Consider the following 17,179-nt stretch of genomic DNA (forward strand, 5'->3'; position numbering starts at 1 on the left):
GCCCGACAGCAGCGATTATACTTTTTTGTAGCAGGTACATTGAAATTTTTCGTGAAATTTACAAAAAAGATAATGCGAATGGCGGGGCTGCCCTAACCCAAAAACCATTGTTATTGCCTTTCTAATAAAAATTAATAAATTACGGTAATCAGGCGTTTAACAGAATTATATTTTACCATTAATTAAAACGAAATGGTTGATTAACTGTCAATTTAAAATCTGTAAAATCGTTGTTTTGAGCGAAATAGGCGGGATGATAGAGAATTAAACATAAAACAACTGTTAAATCTACGATTGTAGGTAAGTGCATGATGTTTTTACATTAGAAAGTGCCAAAAATTACAATAAAAAAATTAGATTTGCTGTCGCAAAAAAACAAATATCCTAAAATGAGTGCAGTAGAAATAAATAAAGATACTTGGTTGAAATGGTTCGAATCGATGTTGCTTATGCGCAAATTCGAAGAGAAAACCGGCCAGTTATACGGACAACAAAAAATTCGTGGCTTTTGTCATTTATACATTGGGCAAGAAGCTGTGGTTGCAGGCGCAATATCTGCAATGCAAAAAGGCGATTCGATGATTACTACTTACCGTGATCATGCTCATGCTTTAGCTTTAGGAGTTAGTGCCGATAGCATTATGGCAGAAATGTATGGTAAAGCTACCGGCTGCTCGAAGGGTAAAGGTGGTTCTATGCACATGTTTAGCAAAGAACACAACTTTTATGGTGGCCATGCAATTGTTGGAGGTCAGATTCCGCTAGGTGCTGGTGTTGCTTTTGCAGAAAAATATAAAGGAACAGATAATGTTAACATTTGTTATATGGGCGATGGCGCTGTACGCCAGGGTGCATTAAACGAAACGTTTAACATGGCCATGTTGTGGAAATTGCCGGTAATTTTTGTTTGCGAAAACAATGGTTATGCAATGGGTACTTCGGTACAACGTACCACCAACATGACTGATATTTACAAAATTGGTTTGGGTTTCGATATGCCATGCGCTCCGGTTGACGGAATGGATCCGGTTGCTGTACACAATGCAATGGATGAGGCGATTCAGCGTGCCCGTAAAGGTGAGGGGCCAACGTTCTTAGAAATGAGAACTTATCGTTACCGCGGTCATTCCATGTCTGACCCTGCAAAATATCGTACTAAAGAAGAATTAGAGGATTATAAAGCGAAAGATCCGGTGGAGCATGCAAGAGAAACAATTCTTAAAGAAAAGTATGCAGACCAGGCCTGGATCGAAGAAGTAGAAGCTAAAGTTAAAGCTACTGTAGACCAGGCTGTGAAATTTGCAGAAGAGTCTCCTTGGCCAGATGCATCTGAATTATACAAAGATGTATACATGACTGAGAACTACCCTTACGTAATGGACTAAAATTATTAAGATTTCAATTAATTAGATATAATGGCTGATGTAATTAAAATGCCCAAAATGAGCGACACCATGACCGAAGGGGTTTTGGCTAAGTGGCACAAAAAAGTGGGCGATAAAGTGAAAAGCGGCGATGTTTTGGCAGAGGTAGAAACTGACAAGGCAACAATGGACATGGAATCTTATTGGGATGGAACACTTTTATACATTGGTGTAAAAGAGGGTGAAGCTGTTCCGGTTGATGCTGTTATGGCCGTTATCGGTAAAGAAGGTGAAGACTTTCAAGCAGCTTTGGATGCTGAATCTGGCAGTGATGGGGCAACAAGCGCCAAAACTGAAGATAAGGCACCGGCAGCAGAAAGTGAAAAATCAAAAGCAGAAAATGAGGAGGCTCCTGCTCAGGGTGGTGGTTTAACTGAAGAAGAATTAGCAGCGAAAGGTGTTACGGTAATTCGTATGCCTTTGTTAAGTGATACCATGACTGAAGGCGTTATTGCCGAATGGCATAAAAAAGTTGGCGACCAGGTTAAGGATGATGATGTTTTAGCTGATGTAGAAACCGATAAGGCTACTATGGAGGTTATGGGTTATGCAACCGGAACTTTACTACACATTGGTGTAGAAAAAGGTGAGGCGGCTAAAGTAAACGGAATTATCGCTATCGTTGGGCCTGAAGGAACAGATGTTAGCGGAATTTTAGCGGGCGGTTCTGCTCCGGCTGCAAAAGCTGAAAGCAAAGAAGAAGCTCCGAAAGAAGAAAAACAAGCATCAACTGCTGATGCAAACTCTTCTACTCCAGTTGCAGAAAGTTCATCGTCTGATAGTCGCGTTAAAGCTTCTCCATTAGCTAAAAAAATCGCCAAAGATAAAGGGATTGATTTATCGCAGGTTTCTGGTAGTGCAGAAGGCGGACGTATTATCAAAAAAGATATCGAAAACTATAAACCTGCTGCTGCTCCAGCGAAATCAGAATCAGCTCCGGCTGCTGCTGAAAAAGCTACAGCTGCTGCACCAGTTATCCCAACTTTTGTTGGTGAGGTTAAATTTACCGAGCAACCGGTTTCGCAAATGCGTAAAGTGATTGCTAAACGTTTAGCAGAAAGCTTGTTCACTGCCCCACATTTCTACTTAACTGTAAGTATTGATATGGATAATGCAATGGCAGCCCGTACCGCAATTAATGCAGTTGCGCCTGTTAAAGTTTCTTTCAATGATATCGTTATCAAAGCTGTTGCGGTTGCGTTGAAAAAACACCCGGCAGTTAATTCATCATGGGGTGGAGATAAAATCCGTTTCAATGAGCATACGAATATTGGTGTTGCTATGGCTGTTGAAGACGGTTTATTAGTGCCAGTAGTTCGTTTTGCTGATGGCAAATCATTATCGCACATTTCTGCGGAAGTAAAGGATTTTGGAGGAAAAGCAAAAGCGAAAAAACTACAACCATCTGATTGGGAAGGAAGCACTTTCACAGTATCTAACTTAGGTATGTTTGGTATTGATGAGTTTACATCAATCATCAACTCCCCTGATGGAGCAATTTTATCAGTGGGTGCCATTCAACAAGTGCCTGTTGTAAAAAATGGCGCTGTTGTTCCTGGTAATGTAATGAAATTAACTTTAGGATGCGATCACCGTGTGGTTGATGGCGCAACAGGAGCACAATTCTTACAAACGTTGAAAGGTTTACTAGAAGAGCCAATACGATTGTTAGCTTAATCGATTCTAATTTTCGCTTTGCGAAAGATTACAGTTATACTAAAGCCATTCCGTTTAAGGAGTGGCTTTTTTGTTTAAATAGCTCTTGCCGATGTTTAGAGGCCATTAACTTTGCGAAAAATCGAGCCTTTGATATCTACTGTATTGAAATTTACGAGCAGCCCTAATTTTAGACCGGATAGCTTTAAATAAGTTAAAACTTGCTTGTGGTGAACCGGAGATAAAATTTCAACAGATTTTATTTCAACGATTACCAGGCTGTTTATCAACAGGTCAATTCTATATCCGGCATCTAATTCATTATCGTCAAACAGTATTGGCATCTGGACTTGCCGTTTAACATGCAAGCCGCTTTCCGTTAACACATAAGCCAACACTACTTCGTAGGCAGATTCTAGAAGGCCTGGCCCAAGTGCATTATATGTTGTAAATATTGCACCTCTTATTTGATAAGAAAGATCGTTTTCATCCATATTAAATTTCTTTAAGTTAATGGGATGAATATTCTAAGATAAGCAAATAATTGGTTGCTTAAAGCTTTTGGTTTCGGCATTAATAATCTAAAGTTCAAGTGAATCTTATTGATCTGCGGGAAAATAAAAAACTGTTCGCATACACTAAGCCTAAAAAACTCCCGCTGATTTACGCAGCTATCGCAGACAAGAATTGAGGTCCAAATCCCTAAACTAGATTATTAACAAAAAATTCGTGTGAATCTTTGTTATCTGCGGAAAAATAAAAACTGTTCGCATCGTACTAAGCCTAAAAAACTCCCGCTGATTTACGCAGATATTGCAGACAAGAATTGATGCCCAAATCCATAAACTAGATTATCAACAAAAAATTCGCGTGAATCTTTTTTTTCTGCGGAAAAATTAAAACTGTTCGCATCGTACTAAGCCTAAAAAACTCCCGCTGATTTACGCAGATATCGCAGATAAGAATTGATGTCCAGATCCCTAAACTAAATTATTAACAAAAAATTCGCGTGAATCTTTTTTATCTGCGGGAAAATAAAAACTGTTCGCGTAACACTAAGCTTAAAATTCCCGCTGATTTACGCAGATATCAGATAAATTTGAACCGATATCCTAAGAGTATATTTTTGTTTAAAATCTGTGTGAATCTCCTTCATCTGCCGGGATAACAGCAATCCATCAAATTTTACTATTTTTGATTAGAACCTAAACCAAACCAGATGAAGAAACTATTTTTTTTGGCAATAGCCGCAACTGCATTTGCAGCTTGTAAACAAAGCGATAAAGCTAATGGCACAGATGCAGATAAAAAATTCGCTTCAATGTGCGAAACCTATTACCAAGATGGATTAAAACTGAGTCCAATTTCTGCCACCTACATTGGTGATGAACGCTATAATGATTTGCTTCCGAATGATGGCTCCCAAGCTTATATCGCTTCCAATAAAAGCTTCAATGAGCGGTATTTAGATAGCTTGAAGCTGTACGACAGAGAAAGTCTTGACCGAAACAACAAACTTTCTTTCGATTACATGAAAGACCAGATTGATATGAATCTCGAAGGATTCAAATATCATACTGAATATTTCCCATTCAATCAGATGTTTGCTTTGCCCTTAACTTTTGGCCAGCTAGGTTCCGGAACTGGTGCACAGCCATTTAAAACAATTAAAAACTATGATGATTGGCTAAAACGTGCCAACGCATTTGCTGTTTGGGCGGATACCGCCATCGGCAATTTTAAAAAAGGCGCCAGTGCAGGCTATGTACTGCCAAAGGCTTTAGTGTCGAAAATGATTCCACAAATGCAAAGCATGGTTGTTGCTAAGCCCGAGCAAAGCCTTTTCTACGGCCCTGTTAAACTGATTCCCGCTTCATTCTCGCCAACAGAGAAACAGAAAATAACAGCAGATTACCGCAAAGCGATAATGGAGGTAATTATTCCGACTTATAAAAAACTTGGCGACTACTTAAAAGATGAATATTTGCCAAAAGCAAGGTCGACATCTGGTTATTCGGCTTTACCAGGCGGCGCCGAATGGTATGCTTATTTGGTTAGGCAACAAACCACAACAAACAAGACCCCAGAAGAAATTTACCAGACAGGCTTGAAAGAGGTTGCCAGGATAAAAGGCGAAATGGATAGCATTAAAAATCTGGTCGGATTTAAAGGCGATTTGAAAGCTTTTTTCGAATACATGAAAACGGATAAAAAGTTTATGCCTTACAAAACACCTCAAGAGATATTGGCAGCCTTTGAAGATATTCATCAGCGAATGAAACCAAATTTGAAAAAGATGTTTGAAAAAGAGCCTAAAACACCTTTTGAAATCCGACAAACGGAAGCATTCCGGGCGGCGTCGGCGAGTGCAGAGTACAATCAGGGATCGGCAGATGGAAAGCGACCAGGCATTTTCTACGTTCCGATTTTAGATGCAAAAACTTTCAACACGACATCAGGAATGGAATCCCTGTTTTTGCATGAAGCCATTCCCGGACATCATTACCAAATCTCCCTGACACAGGAAAATACCCCTCTTCCTAACTTTCGCCGCTTTGGGGGCCATAATGCATATGTAGAGGGTTGGGCATTATACTGCGAATCCTTAGGTAAAGAATTAGGTCTTTACCAAGATCCCTATCAGCACATGGGCGCTCTAGGAGATGAAATGCACCGGGCAGTTCGATTGGTGGTCGATGTTGCCATCCATGCTAAAAACATGACAAGAGAAGACGCAATAAAATATATGACCGATAATGAAGCCATAAGTACCGAAGGTGCCACAGCCGAAATAGAACGCTACATGGGCATTCCAGCACAGGCTTTAGGCTATAAAACCGGTGCTATGAAAATACGGGAACTAAGAGCAAAATATGAAAAAGCGTTAGGCCAGAAATTTAAATTAGCTGCTTTTCATACCGAAGTACTGAGAGACGGCTCGTTGCCTTTATCTGTTTTTGAAGCCAAAATGAATGCTTGGGCAGATACCCAAAAGTAAGTTATATCAAAAATAAGTATAAGCCTGCCGGTTAAAATAGCTGGCGGGCCCCATGCTAAATTCTGCTCGGGTGTGCGTACCTGGTATCAAACTAAATTTAAACTGTTTCTTTATAACTTTGTTAATTAGGAAACACATTAATCATGGATAAAGAAAAACTAATTCAGGAAGCATACCTGGTTTCCCATACAATCGAAGAAAACGGAAACTTTCCAAACAACCCGGTTTACCCGTTAATGATTTACAAAGGAGCGTTCAGGCTGCATCCTGATGATAAAATCGAGGTGATTAAAACTGTTTTTGCACAGAATGGCTACTCGAACACCTGGGTAGACGGGATTTTCGACTACCATCATTACCACAGCAATACGCATGAAGTTATGGGGGTTTTTTGTGGCACTGCCGATGTGCAGTTTGGCGGCGAACATGGTGTTTGTATTGAATTAGATAAGGGTGATGTGGTTGTGATTCCGGCTGGTGTTGCTCATAAAAGACTAAGAGCCAGCGATGATTTTACCGTGTTAGGTGCCTACCCCAAAGGTTCGGATTACAACATGAGGTATGGAAAGCCTGAAGAGCGGCCTGAAGCTGATGAAGATATTGCAAAAGTGGAGCGGCCCGATAACGACCCGGTTTATGGAAACGACGGCCACTTATTTGAGTGCTGGTACAACAAAAATTGTAAGAATGTTTAAAACTCTTTGTTTTTTTGGCTTCAAAATTCTTTAATTTTCAGGTTTTAAATTTAGTCTACCTGAATAAATGAATTTTAAATATATAATTCCGGCAATTGCCATCTCCTTAACTCTTTTAACCGCTTGTAACAGTAAAAAATCCGAAGAAAAAAAAGCCGCCGATGCAAAAATCAGAACTAAAGATGATGACAAAGCCGACAGCCTTTTACTGGTTTACAATCCGACTAAGGGCGATAAATGGATAGCCGATTTTGTAGATAATCTGCACAAAAAATATGGCTTTAATGGCAATATGCTGGTTGCGAAAGATGGTAAAATTCTGTACGAAAAAGCAATTGGTTGGGCAGATTATCTGCATCGCGACAGCTTAAAAATTAATTCAGAATTTGAGCTTGCTTCTATCACCAAAACATTCACCGGAACAGCAATTATGCAACTGGTTGAAGCGAAAAAGCTATCTTTAAATGATGATGTAAAAAAATTCTTCCCTAATTTTCCTTATGATGGAATTACTGTGAAATTGCTTTTAACGCACCGCAGCGGGATGATGAATTATGTTTATTTTATAGATGATATTTGGCGCAAAGAAAAGCGCAACATGAAAAAAGGAGTTACCAACCAGGAGGTAATGGATATAATCGCCGAGCGCAAGCCGAATCCTTATGTAAAACCAGATAACCGTTTTCACTACAATAACTCTAACTTTATGGTATTGGGAGCAATCATTGAGAAAGTTACCGGCCAGCGTTACTCACAATACATGATGGAACACATTTTCAAACCTGCAGGAATGAAACATACGCATGTTTACAGCACTACAGAATATGAAAAAGTCCCGGTTGATGTTGTTGGTCATGACCGGACGTGGAAATACTCGGTAGCGCAAAACTTTTTGGATGGACCGGTTGGCGACAAAGGAATTTATAGCACCGTACACGATTTGGTTTTATACGACAAATACCTCAAAAGCAATCGTTTTATAAATAAACAAAGTACCGATTCATCTTATGTTGGCCGGAACAAACCCGTTAACGGTCACTTTAACTATGGTTATGGCTGGAGAATGTTCGACGGCGAAAAGATGGACAAAGTCGTTTATCATACAGGCTGGTGGCACGGTTTTCGCCATATTTATGTCCGGGATTTAGATAAAAACATAGTTGTTATTTTCCTTGGAAATTTAACAAACGGAAGCTTGATGCATCTTGATGATTTGTACAAACATTTAAATATGCCGATAATAAGAAAAGGCGCATACCATGGAAATGGCAGCTTGCCTGGCAGTGACGAAGATTAAATGAAAGCCTCGAACTATGCTCGAGGCTTTTTTTTTATTTTTTCCTTGCATTTCATTTACACAAAAACGGCATTCTGAAAAACAATTTAGCTTAAATTCGTTTTTATAATAAATACAAAAGTATGTTCGATAAATTATTCGCGGCACAGCAGAAGGCCGAAGAGATTAAGAAACGTTTAGATACCATTTCGGTTTTTGGCGAGGTAGAAAACGGCGCCATTAAAATAACTGCGACGGCAAACAAGGCCATTACGGGTGTTGCAATTGATGAGGATTTCTTGAAAAATGCAGATAAAGAAGAACTGGAAGAATTACTGCTAACAGCGATTAATAAGGCACTTGCCAATGCTGAAGAAGTTAGTTCAACAGAGATGCAGGCCTCAGCAAAAGATATGCTTGGTGGGCTCGGTGGTATGTTTGGCCAATAAGGCAACTTTCACCATAAAAAATTAATCAAGAATCATCACTCATAAAAATAAATCAACTGGATATGAAATTTACCTACTACGGCCAATCGTGCTTTTTAATTGAAGCTGATGGCAAGAAATTTCTTTTTGACCCCTTTATAAAGCAAAACCCTTTAGCCAAAGACATCGATACTTCTAAAATAGAAGCTGATTATATTTTAATTAGTCACGGCCATGGCGACCACGTTGCGGACCTGGTTGAACTGGCCAAGCAAACAAACGCCGAAGTAATTGCGATGGTAGAAGTTGCAAAATGGATTAAGGAACAGGGTGTAGAAAAAGTTACCGATATCAATTTTGGAACCCAGGAACTTTCGTTTGGAAAATTACGTACCGTGTGGGCCGTACACAGCAGCTCAAATCCGGATGGTAGTTATGGAGGAAATCCAGCTGGTTTTGTGCTCACATTGGCGGGTAAGCAAGTTTATTTTGCCGGAGATACTGCCTTAACACTCGAAATGAAATTATTAGCCGAATTGTACAACTTAGATTATGCAATCTTACCAATCGGCGGCCATTACACAATGGGCGTAGATGATGCCGTTATTGCGGCCAAATATATCGATTGCAATAAGGTTATTGGCGTACACTACAACACCTTCCCGCCAATAAGCATTGATTCAGACGATGCCGTTGCAAAGTTTAAACGTGAAAACAAAACACTATTACTGCCAAAAATTGGCGAAACGATAGGTATATAAAAAAAGGGTTCCGATTTTCATCTGGAACCCTTTCAATTATTAAACCTAAACCTAGTTCTTTTTAGCGGCAGCTTTATTTGCTTTGTACCTCATATCTGCAGTTCCGTCTTTCTTAGTCGGACCAGCAACCTTAGTAACTGCCTTCATTTTATTATCCTTAAAACGCATATCGGGCGTTCCATCTGCTTTTACCTTTGATGCCGTAGTAGTTGTTTTAGTCGCAACCTTTTTAGCCTCTTGTTTAGCACCAGCTTTTACTGGAGCAGTTGTGGTTTTTACTTCTTTTTTAACAACTTTTTTAGCCGGAGCCATAGTTGCAGGTGTTTGAGCAAATGCTGTAGTTAAACCAAATGCTGCGATTGCGATTAAACTCAATAATTTTTTCATGTTTTTAATTTTTTGTTTTACTCGTTTATTTGATATAAAATTGATTAATCGGGATGAAGATTTAATGAAGATAAGAAAAATTGGTGTGAGTATGCTAAAGTTTAAAATTTATAGCAACATTATACCTCACCCTTACCGGATCACCCAATACAGAGGCTGGAATCCATTTCGGTGAATACCGAAGTATCCGCATTGCTTCATCGGATAAACTATAGTGAGGAGAAGAAATAACCTTAATTTCCTGAAGTTTGCCAGCCGTGTCTACTACAAATGAACAATACACCGTACCAGAAATTTGATTTTTGACAGCCTCTGTAGGATACCTGATTGATCGTCCTAAAAATTGATAAAATGCAGGCATCCCTCCCGGAAACATCGGTGGATTGATGATTTTAATTTTACTGGTTGGGTTATGATTCGGATCGAAATAACTGCTATCAACCAAGTTATAACTATCATTGTACGTTTCATCAGAAGCAATAGAACCATCTTTGTAATAAAATTTCCAATTACCAGCACGTTTACTATTTTCATAGCGACCTTCTTCTTTGGTATTTCCCGCAGGCCAATATGAGGTGTAAGGCCCGTTCAGCTTACCCATAATGTAAACTTCAGATTCCGTTGCCCGTCCGGCGGTATCGTAGCTAAGCCAGGCTCCGGTTTTATTCCCTTTAATGTAATAACCTTTTAACTTAACTTTTCCGCTGGCATATTCTGTGTAACTTCCATTTAAAACGCTGAGGGTGGAATCTTTAAACGTTTCCTTTTTGAGCATAATTAAATTATGATCGGAAGTGGTTTTTACCCAGCTTGTACTATCTCTGCGAAAAACTTTATAAACGTTCACCGCTTTTTCCTTTTTTACTTCTTTACCACCAATATTAGTGTAACTGTACAAGGTATCACTCTGTTGTGCTAAAGCCACCAGCGAAATCAGATTCAAAACTAAAAACAGAATTCTTTTCATATTAATGTGCCGCCAACCAGTTATCGCCTTCGCCAATTTCGACTACAATCGGCACAGTTAATTTAATAGCATTAGCCATTTTGTCTTGAATAATAGCTTTCATAATGTCTTTCTCCGGCTTTAAAACATCAAAAACCAACTCATCATGCACCTGCATGGTCATGGTAGATTTTAGTCCCTGCGCTTTCATTTCCTGATGAATGTTTATCATGGCAATTTTTATCATATCGGCAGCAGAACCTTGTATTGGCGCATTGATGGCATTTCGTTCAGCAAAACCCCTTACGGTCTGGTTCGCAGAATTAATGTCTCGCAAATACCTTCGCCTACCCATAATGGTTTCTACAAATCCGTTTTCACGGGCAAAATTCATAGTGTCGCTCATGTATCGTTTTATTCCCGGGTACTGCGCAAAATATTGTTCGATAATTTCCGCAGCTTCTTTACGCGGAATGCCTAAATTCTGCGACAACCCGAATGCAGACTGCCCATAAATAATACCAAAGTTCACTGCCTTGGCATTTCTCCGCTGCGTACCGTCAACCTCGTCAATACCAATTCCATAAACTTTTGCTGCCGTGGCGGTGTGTATGTCAATTCCCTTACTAAAAGCATCAAGCATATTTTCTTCTTTGCTAATTTCTGCAATGATCCGGAGTTCTATCTGCGAATAATCGGCCGATAGAAGAATATGATTTTCATCTCTGGCGATAAATGCTTTTCGCACTTCCCGTCCTCTTTCTGTTCTTATCGGAATATTTTGCAGGTTCGGATTATTGGAACTTAACCTTCCGGTTGCGGCAACTGCCTGATTGTAAGAGGTATGTACTCTTCCGGTTTTAGGATTTACCATCAACGGGAGTGCATCAACATAGGTAGACTTTAGCTTTTGCAGCTGGCGGAAATCTAATATATCCTGGACGATATCACTTTTGCTGGCTAAAGCCAGGAGCACATCTTCGCCGGTTTGATATTGGCCGGTTTTGGTTTTTTTTGCTTTTGGGTCTAATTGCAACTTATCAAATAAAACCTCTCCAAGCTGCTTCGGCGAGGCCAGGTTAAACTTGATTCCGGCTTTATCATAAACGTTTTGTTCGAACTTAATGATATCGGTTTCAAGCTCTTTGGAGTAAGCCTTCAAGGTTTCGATATCAATGCGTACGCCTTCTTTTTCAATATCGGCCAAAACATAAACCAGCGGGTTTTCAATTTCTTGAGCAAGTTTAGCAGCGTTCAATTCTTTCAGTTTTGGCTCAAATATATGCGCCAACTGCAAAGTAACATCCGCATCTTCGGCCGCATAATCAACCACGTCAATAACAGGAACATCACGCATGGTGCCTTGGTTTTTACCTTTCGGACCAATCAGTTTTGTGATAGAAATTGGCGAGTAACCGAGGTAATTTTCTGATAAAATATCCATTCCATGGCGGGTATCGGGGTCGATAAGGTAGTGCGCCAGCATGGTATCAAATAGTTTACCTTTAACTTGTAGACCATACCATTTAAAAACTAAAATGTCGTATTTGGTATTCTGCCCTATTTTCTCAATTTCTTCATTTTCAAGTACCGGCCTAAATTCATCAACAATTGCCTGCGCCTCATCCCTATTTTCGGGAACCGGAATGTAATAGCCTTCGCCAGGTTTTATCGAAAATGACAAGCCGACCAGGTCGGCCATGTTTGCGTCCGTGCCGGTAGTTTCCGTATCGAACGAAATTCTTTTCTGAGTTAGTAATAATTTAATAAGTTCTGCACGTTGCGGAGCAGTTTCTATCAGTTGATAATTATGTTCGGTATTTTCGATTGTTTTTGGCGGTAGTTTTTCCGCAGGCTCCTCTTCCTCCAGCGTATTTGTATACTGAATGGTTTCGCCAGGATGATTGCCAAATAGATCAGTTTGTGTACCTTCCTGGAATTTGGCCGTGGTAACCGAAAACTCGTCGCCAAAAACCCGCCTGCCTAATGTTCTAAACTCTAATTCCGTAAAGAGCGGTTCTAATAAATCTTTACTTGGATCGCAAAGTTCGAGGCTGGCTTCATCCAATTCAACCGGAACATCAAGAAGAATTGTTGCCAGTTTTTTAGAAAGCAAGCCTTGCTCGGCAAAGTTTTCCACGTTTTCACGTTGCTTTCCTTTTAACTCGTGGGCATTCGCAATGATATTTTCCATCGAACCATACTGCTTTATTAAAAGCTTCGCAGTTTTTTCGCCGATGCCGGGAATGCCGGGAATGTTGTCTACAGCATCACCCCATAAGCCTAAAATATCTATAACCTGCAATACATTTTCAATTTCCCATTTGGCTAAAACTTCCTTCACGCCCAGAATTTCCATGTCGTTACCCATGCGTGCAGGTTTGTAAATAAATATGTTTTCAGAAACCAGCTGGGCAAAATCTTTATCTGGCGTCATGCAGTAAACCTGATAGCCTTTTGCTTCGGCTTTCTTGGCCAACGTTCCAATAATGTCGTCGGCTTCGTAACCATCAGAAGTAATTACGGGAATATTAAAGCCTGTTATCAACTTAATCACATAAGGCATGGCTGCAGCTAAATCTTCGGGCATTGCCTGCCGGTGCGCTTTGTATGCTTCGAAAGAGGTGTGACGTTCCGTCGGTGCTTCAGTATCAAAAACTACTGCAATATGTGTTGGTTTTTCTTTCTTCAAAACATCAAGTAATGTGTTGGTAAAGCCCATTACAGCTGATGTATTAATGCCTGAGGAAGTAAACCGAGGATTTTTGCTCAGCGCAAAATGCGCCCGGTACATCAGCGCCATTCCATCTAAAAGAAAGAGTTTTTTATTATTGTTATTCATTTGATTCCGCAAATTTATAAAGCCAGCAAATAGATTTGCTAGCATTGTAATTTACCAAAGTTACTAATCTGAAGAAACTAAAACGCATGAAATTTTAGGAATGATGTGCCAAAAGCATTAAAATTGCGTTATCCTAAATATTAAGTTTATCATGAGAGTTTACCTGCTGGTCTTCATTGCAATTATATTCGGTATCGAAACCGCTTCGTGTCAGGATTTTATTGTAAAAAATAACGATGAGGTACTTCGCGGCACAATAAAAGGGACAGATTATTTTTCCGTCTTAATTAGTGCAAACGATGAAACTGACATGGTTTTACCGGCAAAAGACATTAAAAATTTCTTCTGGAATGGCAACACCTATTTGAGCAAAGGTTTCGCAACAGGGAAAAATCTGGAGTACCGGTTTGTGAAAGTTCTGGCGCTTGGTAAGGTGAATTTATACGCATTTGGTGGCGAAAAACTTATGCCCGTTCAAAAGCAAAAACGAGTAAGGTTTAGTCCATCAATAGGGATTGGCGCAGGCACTGGCGGATACAGCGGTATGGGCTTAGGCGGCGGCGTTAGCATTGGCGGCGGCCGCAACATGCCCGAGCGCCCGGCGGGTGCGCCGGTTATCCGGTATTTTATTGAGAAACCAGGCGCTGGTCCGCTGCAGGAAATTCCGATTAAAGCAATAACCGACGAATCTAAAAAAGCAGAGGTTAAAACGATATTATTACAAAAACTTGGAGATAAGCCAAGTGTAAAAGAACAGGTTGAAGCAACTACCTCGCTTAATACAAAAGAAGTAACCGAGCTGGTAGACGCCTACAACAAGCCATTATTTTAGATTTAGCAAGATTGACACGAACATCAACCTGCTAAAAATTTAAATTTACAGACCGGTCGTTTCGTTCAATTCATCCCAATATTCTACCGCTCTGCGATAATGCGGAATTACAATGCTGCCACCAACCAGGTTGGCTATCATAAAAATTTCGTTCATTTCGTTTGTGTCAACGCCAGCTTCATGGCATTTGCCGAGGTGATATTTTATGCAATCATCGCAACGCAAAACCATTGATGCAACAAGACCAAGCATCTCTTTTGTTTTAACATTTAAAGCCCCGTCTGCATAGGATGTGGTATCTAAAGCAAAAAACCGCTTAATGTTTGTGTTGGCGGTTTCCATTATCCTATCGTTCATTTTTTCGCGATAGCCATTAAATTCTTCTACTAATTTGCCCATAATACTAATTGTTGAATGATTTTTTTACTGAATTTGAAAGCATGAATTTACGATTCCGAATGATTTGTGAAGGCAGCATATAAAGTGCTGCAACTTAAATTTCAAGCTCCATCGGATTCCAGAATACTTTCTTAAAATTTACAACCTTATCATTTTTTACTTCCACACCTTCCTTAGCTAGTAAGTTTTCCATACGTTCTGGCGGATTAAAATGAAATTTGCCAGTTAATAGTCCGCTACTATTTACAACCCGGTGCGCAGGCACCTTAGGGTGTGCCATACCAGCATAAAGCATCGCATGACCAACCATGCGTGATGATTTGGCTGCGCCTAAGCTTTTGGCAATAGCACCATAAGAAGTTACCCTTCCTAATGGAATAAGCCTGGCAATTTCATAAACCTGTTCGTAAAAAGTGGTATTCATTACTCGAATGAAAATTGGATGTAGTTTATGTTTTTATCGTTGAGTAAATATTTTTTTTCGTAATACGTTTTTATAGAGAGGACATCATCTACAAGCGCCGACGTGTATAAATGGTCGGTATTTTTATGAACTTTTAAACCTAATTCTTCCACTTTTTCACAGGTGTAACTGTAGAGCTGGTCGTTATCTGTTTTTAAGTTTACGCATCCGCCCGGCTTTAAAATGTGTTTGTACTTATTTAAAAAAGCTGGAAAAGTTAAGCGCTTTTTCTCCCTGCTAATTTGCGGTTGCGGATCAGGAAACGTAATCCAGATTTCATCTATTTCACCTTCCCCAAAATAATCCAGCAAATTCTCTATCTGAATTCTTAAAAAAGCAACATTGTTTATGCCATCTTCAATAGCCGTTTTTGCACCACGCCAAATTCTATTGCCTTTATAATCTACACCAATAAAGTTTTTTTCCGGAAACAAGCTGGCTAAATTAACCGAATACTCGCCCTTTCCGCAAGCAAGTTCGAGCACAACAGGATTGTTGTTTTTAAAGTTTTCTTCAGCCCATTTACCCTGCAATGGCTTTCCTTCTTCTAATTGATACACGTTTGCAAATGTTTCTATCTCTGCAAATCGTCTAAGTTTATCTTTACCCAAAAGTTTTTTTTCAGCAAAAGTAAGATTTAATTGGCTTCCGGTTAATTTTCTTGGCAGGAATTATCGCTTAGCTCGTATTTTACTTAAAAATTCTGGCGTAAAGCCCAAATAAGAAGCAAGCATATATTGTGGAATCCTTTGTACAAATTCAGGAAACAAGCCATTAAAATGGTGGTATCTTTCTTCGGCTGTAAAGCTGTACAAAAACATTATCCTTCTTTGAGATGCCTGATGGTTTTTCTGCAAGACCAATCTGAAATACCTTTCCATTTTCGGCAACCGACTAAAAATGCGTTCATAATCTTGCTGTTCAATCGCAATTATTTCGGTATTTTCTGCCGCCTGTATAAAAAAATCAGAGGCATTTTGAAACAAAAAACTGGTCAAATCGGTAATCCACCAATTTTCGATAGCAAACTGAGTGGTTTGCTCAACACCTTTGATATCAATAAAATACAACCTCAAACAGCCTTTAACAACAAAGTAATTTGCCCGGCAGATTTGCCCTTGTTCTAATAGCAAAGTCTTCTTTTTTACTGAAAAAGATTTAAGTAATGGTTCCAGTATTTCATGGTCATCATTACTTAAATCTATAAATCTTTCAATATGATTAAAAAGTGGCTGATACATTGCACTGTGAAATTACGCGAAATTAAACATAATTTCAACAAGGCAATTTAGAGCGAAAAAGCTTTCAAATCTGGCTGAGCATATTCACCCCAATCTTTCATGGCCGCAGTTAAAACCTTTTTCAAACCAGCGTTATCAACAGGTTTGCCTTTTGTAGGTGGCAGCAGTTCCTTTTCAGGCACGGTTACCTCTGTTACCTTTGTAGCGAACCAGGTAATGTTTTCATGTGGTAAAGCCAAACCTAGTATCATGCCCGGCAAACCTGCAAAAGATTCTGGCCCGCCTGAAACTGCGATTTGATTGCTATAATAAGCCACAACATAAACAGAATCCATTATAATCGCATTTGCCCTGCGGCATTCGTAGCCGGCAATATCTCTGGTTTCATCGGTAATTTTCCAGTTAATTTTTCGGATACTATCCTTAACTAAATAAGTTGCCTCATAAACGCTTTTCTGTGTTGTACTCGTTTCAGTTTTAAAATCGGTTGCGATAATGTTTTTTAAATCGGCAATCGGATTGCTGTTTAGCCAGTTGTTATTTGCAGGAACAGCTTCTTCTTCGAATTTATACAAGCCCTTATCGCTATTAAATTTTAAAGTGCTTTTTGCAGATTTAAACTGAGGGTTATTTTTTTTATAAGCATCAAAAGCTTGCTGCATGTAAGTTTCGTTGCGGGTATTTATCCGCTTCTTGATAAGCGCATACATGTTCGATCTTTTTTCGAATTCGATAATGCCATTTTTTACGAAATGTACATTTTGTGCGAAACAATGATTAGTTATAAAAATTATTGTACAAATGATTATAAGTTTTAACGTCTTTTTCATG

Annotated in this window: 17 protein-coding genes; 8 read left to right on the forward strand and 9 right to left on the reverse strand. The window is 39.4% G+C overall.

All coding sequences use genetic code 11. The features are described from left to right. The first annotated feature begins 389 nt into the window (after positions 1-389). Together pdhA and ASG14_RS19075 are read left to right on the forward strand one after the other, a co-directional pair. Positions 390-1,385, forward strand: coding sequence for a pyruvate dehydrogenase (acetyl-transferring) E1 component subunit alpha (gene pdhA / locus ASG14_RS19070; RefSeq protein WP_056088996.1), 996 nt, complete (start codon positions 390-392; stop codon positions 1,383-1,385). A gap of 30 nt (positions 1,386-1,415) precedes the next feature. After that, the gene (locus tag ASG14_RS19075) at positions 1,416-3,101 is read left to right on the forward strand and encodes a pyruvate dehydrogenase complex dihydrolipoamide acetyltransferase (protein WP_056872673.1); all 1,686 of its coding nucleotides are present in this window, start codon (positions 1,416-1,418) and stop codon (positions 3,099-3,101) included. Between the two features lie 95 nt (positions 3,102-3,196). Here the strand turns inward: ASG14_RS19075 and ASG14_RS19080 are convergent, their stop codons facing one another. Beyond that, positions 3,197-3,574 (reverse strand): GxxExxY protein, encoded by a 378-nt coding sequence (locus tag ASG14_RS19080; RefSeq protein ID WP_056872674.1) that lies wholly within the window; start codon positions 3,572-3,574, stop codon positions 3,197-3,199. A gap of 725 nt (positions 3,575-4,299) precedes the next feature. Here ASG14_RS19080 and ASG14_RS19085 point away from each other — a divergent pair. The 5 genes from ASG14_RS19085 (at position 4,300) to ASG14_RS19105 (ending at position 9,238) form a co-directional block, all read left to right on the forward strand. After that, positions 4,300-6,078 (forward strand): DUF885 family protein, encoded by a 1,779-nt coding sequence (locus tag ASG14_RS19085; protein ID WP_056872675.1) that lies wholly within the window; start codon positions 4,300-4,302, stop codon positions 6,076-6,078. Between the two features lie 143 nt (positions 6,079-6,221). Continuing rightward, complete coding sequence (locus ASG14_RS19090) at positions 6,222-6,773, forward strand: cupin domain-containing protein (RefSeq protein WP_056872676.1); 552 nt, start codon at positions 6,222-6,224, stop codon at positions 6,771-6,773. A gap of 67 nt (positions 6,774-6,840) precedes the next feature. Continuing rightward, positions 6,841-8,070 (forward strand): serine hydrolase, encoded by a 1,230-nt coding sequence (locus ASG14_RS19095; RefSeq protein ID WP_056872677.1) that lies wholly within the window; start codon positions 6,841-6,843, stop codon positions 8,068-8,070. A 122-nt stretch (positions 8,071-8,192) separates the two neighbouring features. Beyond that, positions 8,193-8,498, forward strand: a complete 306-nt coding sequence (locus ASG14_RS19100; protein ID WP_056872678.1) for a YbaB/EbfC family nucleoid-associated protein — start codon at positions 8,193-8,195, stop codon at positions 8,496-8,498. A 62-nt stretch (positions 8,499-8,560) separates the two neighbouring features. Next, the gene (locus ASG14_RS19105) at positions 8,561-9,238 is read left to right on the forward strand and encodes a metal-dependent hydrolase (RefSeq protein WP_056872679.1); all 678 of its coding nucleotides are present in this window, start codon (positions 8,561-8,563) and stop codon (positions 9,236-9,238) included. 51 nt (positions 9,239-9,289) lie between these two features. Here the strand turns inward: ASG14_RS19105 and ASG14_RS19110 are convergent, their stop codons facing one another. The 3 genes from ASG14_RS19110 to polA form a co-directional block, all read right to left on the reverse strand. Continuing rightward, entirely contained in the window at positions 9,290-9,625 is a 336-nt protein-coding gene (locus ASG14_RS19110; RefSeq protein ID WP_056872680.1) for a hypothetical protein, read from the reverse strand. Positions 9,626-9,719: 94 nt separating this feature from the next. Continuing rightward, entirely contained in the window at positions 9,720-10,592 is an 873-nt protein-coding gene (locus ASG14_RS19115) for an energy transducer TonB (protein ID WP_056872681.1), read from the reverse strand. 1 nt (position 10,593) lies between these two features. Beyond that, positions 10,594-13,413 carry a DNA polymerase I gene (gene polA, locus ASG14_RS19120; protein ID WP_056872682.1) on the reverse strand — a complete coding sequence of 940 codons (2,820 nt, stop codon included), beginning with the start codon at positions 13,411-13,413 and terminating at the stop codon, positions 10,594-10,596. 151 nt (positions 13,414-13,564) lie between these two features. Between polA and ASG14_RS19125 the strand changes: the two genes are divergently transcribed. Then, on the forward strand, positions 13,565-14,245 hold the full coding sequence (locus ASG14_RS19125) for a hypothetical protein (RefSeq protein WP_056872683.1): 681 nt from the start codon (positions 13,565-13,567) through the stop codon (positions 14,243-14,245). A gap of 45 nt (positions 14,246-14,290) precedes the next feature. Here the strand turns inward: ASG14_RS19125 and ASG14_RS19130 are convergent, their stop codons facing one another. The 5 genes from ASG14_RS19130 to ASG14_RS19150 all read right to left on the reverse strand — a co-directional run bounded on the left by ASG14_RS19130 (position 14,291) and on the right by ASG14_RS19150 (position 17,178). After that, entirely contained in the window at positions 14,291-14,644 is a 354-nt protein-coding gene (locus ASG14_RS19130; RefSeq protein WP_056872684.1) for a carboxymuconolactone decarboxylase family protein, read from the reverse strand. 94 nt (positions 14,645-14,738) lie between these two features. Further along, entirely contained in the window at positions 14,739-15,068 is a 330-nt protein-coding gene (locus ASG14_RS19135; protein WP_056872685.1) for an MGMT family protein, read from the reverse strand. Next, positions 15,068-15,718: a tRNA (guanosine(46)-N7)-methyltransferase TrmB gene (trmB, locus tag ASG14_RS19140; protein ID WP_056872686.1), complete on the reverse strand. Its 651-nt coding sequence runs from the start codon at positions 15,716-15,718 to the stop codon at positions 15,068-15,070. The genes ASG14_RS19135 and trmB overlap by 1 nt, the downstream gene beginning before the upstream one ends. Positions 15,719-15,778: 60 nt before the next feature. After that, positions 15,779-16,348: a Crp/Fnr family transcriptional regulator gene (locus ASG14_RS19145; protein ID WP_056872687.1), complete on the reverse strand. Its 570-nt coding sequence runs from the start codon at positions 16,346-16,348 to the stop codon at positions 15,779-15,781. Between the two features lie 47 nt (positions 16,349-16,395). Further along, complete coding sequence (locus ASG14_RS19150) at positions 16,396-17,178, reverse strand: GLPGLI family protein (RefSeq protein WP_056872688.1); 783 nt, start codon at positions 17,176-17,178, stop codon at positions 16,396-16,398. Position 17,179 lies beyond the last annotated feature (1 nt).

It is taken from the genome of Pedobacter sp. Leaf194, from assembly GCF_001423945.1.
Taxonomy (GTDB): Bacteria; Bacteroidota; Bacteroidia; order Sphingobacteriales; family Sphingobacteriaceae; genus Pedobacter.

What these genes read in the sequence shown, in the direction of transcription:
- pdhA (WP_056088996.1), top strand. Translation starts at nt 390, where the DNA reads ATGAGTGCAGTAGAAATAAATAAAGATACTTGGTTGAAATGGTTCGAA.
- ASG14_RS19075 (WP_056872673.1), top strand. Translation starts at nt 1,416, where the DNA reads ATGGCTGATGTAATTAAAATGCCCAAAATGAGCGACACCATGACCGAA.
- ASG14_RS19080 (WP_056872674.1), bottom strand. Translation starts at nt 3,574, where the DNA reads ATGGATGAAAACGATCTTTCTTATCAAATAAGAGGTGCAATATTTACA.
- ASG14_RS19085 (WP_056872675.1), top strand. Translation starts at nt 4,300, where the DNA reads ATGAAGAAACTATTTTTTTTGGCAATAGCCGCAACTGCATTTGCAGCT.
- ASG14_RS19090 (WP_056872676.1), top strand. Translation starts at nt 6,222, where the DNA reads ATGGATAAAGAAAAACTAATTCAGGAAGCATACCTGGTTTCCCATACA.
- ASG14_RS19095 (WP_056872677.1), top strand. Translation starts at nt 6,841, where the DNA reads ATGAATTTTAAATATATAATTCCGGCAATTGCCATCTCCTTAACTCTT.
- ASG14_RS19100 (WP_056872678.1), top strand. Translation starts at nt 8,193, where the DNA reads ATGTTCGATAAATTATTCGCGGCACAGCAGAAGGCCGAAGAGATTAAG.
- ASG14_RS19105 (WP_056872679.1), top strand. Translation starts at nt 8,561, where the DNA reads ATGAAATTTACCTACTACGGCCAATCGTGCTTTTTAATTGAAGCTGAT.
- ASG14_RS19110 (WP_056872680.1), bottom strand. Translation starts at nt 9,625, where the DNA reads ATGAAAAAATTATTGAGTTTAATCGCAATCGCAGCATTTGGTTTAACT.
- ASG14_RS19115 (WP_056872681.1), bottom strand. Translation starts at nt 10,592, where the DNA reads ATGAAAAGAATTCTGTTTTTAGTTTTGAATCTGATTTCGCTGGTGGCT.
- polA (WP_056872682.1), bottom strand. Translation starts at nt 13,413, where the DNA reads ATGAATAACAATAATAAAAAACTCTTTCTTTTAGATGGAATGGCGCTG.
- ASG14_RS19125 (WP_056872683.1), top strand. Translation starts at nt 13,565, where the DNA reads ATGAGAGTTTACCTGCTGGTCTTCATTGCAATTATATTCGGTATCGAA.
- ASG14_RS19130 (WP_056872684.1), bottom strand. Translation starts at nt 14,644, where the DNA reads ATGGGCAAATTAGTAGAAGAATTTAATGGCTATCGCGAAAAAATGAAC.
- ASG14_RS19135 (WP_056872685.1), bottom strand. Translation starts at nt 15,068, where the DNA reads ATGAATACCACTTTTTACGAACAGGTTTATGAAATTGCCAGGCTTATT.
- ASG14_RS19145 (WP_056872687.1), bottom strand. Translation starts at nt 16,348, where the DNA reads ATGTATCAGCCACTTTTTAATCATATTGAAAGATTTATAGATTTAAGT.
- ASG14_RS19150 (WP_056872688.1), bottom strand. Translation starts at nt 17,178, where the DNA reads ATGAAAAAGACGTTAAAACTTATAATCATTTGTACAATAATTTTTATA.